Origin of the sequence: Treponema socranskii subsp. socranskii VPI DR56BR1116 = ATCC 35536 (assembly GCF_000468115.1) — a bacterium.
Lineage (GTDB): Bacteria > Spirochaetota > Spirochaetia > Treponematales > Treponemataceae > Treponema_D > Treponema_D socranskii.
This window is the reverse complement of the sequence record NZ_AVQI01000046.1, coordinates 1-553: the sequence shown is the minus strand read 5'-3', so window position 1 is coordinate 553 and position 553 is coordinate 1. Positions and strand designations below refer to the sequence as shown.

The 553-nt window shown below is 51.9% G+C and carries 1 pseudogene; it reads left to right on the top strand.

Annotation, left to right across the window (positions count from 1 at the left end):
- Positions 1 to 232: 232 nt before the first annotated feature.
- Positions 233 to 553 (top strand): annotated as a pseudogene (locus HMPREF0860_RS06150) (leucine-rich repeat domain-containing protein); the annotation flags it as partial.

Genomic DNA, 553 nt, shown 5'->3' with positions numbered 1-553 from the left:
CTGCTTCTCTGCTTCTCTGCTTCTCTGCTTCTCTGCTTCTCTGCTTCTCTGCTTCTCTGCTTCTCTGCTTCTCTGCTTCTCTGCTAAGGGCGGATTCCGCCCGTCCGCTGTACATTGATCGCCTACGCATAAGCGGCGCATATTATACTCTCCGCACAATACGCACGAAGGGCGCACTGTCCCTCGTGCGTTTTTTTATTTTTTCACCGATTTTTACTGAAAGGAGTTGTTTATGAAAACAAGCAGTAAGAAAAAGGCGCATGCCTTTAGAGGCTCCGCGGCGCTCATCACAGCCGCAGTTTTGCTTACAGGTCTGGCGATAAGCTGCTCGAACGGCAGCGATTCAGGCGGAGGCACCCCGCCCACACCGCCGCTGGTAACAAAGTACAAGGTAGAGCTTGACCGCAATATAGGCGGCAATGTAAAAGTAACACCCGCACTGAGCGATGACGGCATGGTAGCCGAAAACACTGTGCTTACCTTTACGGCAGAACCGCTTCAAGGCTACGATCTTGAAAAGTGGGAGCTTAACGGCACAGAAGTAAACGGCACG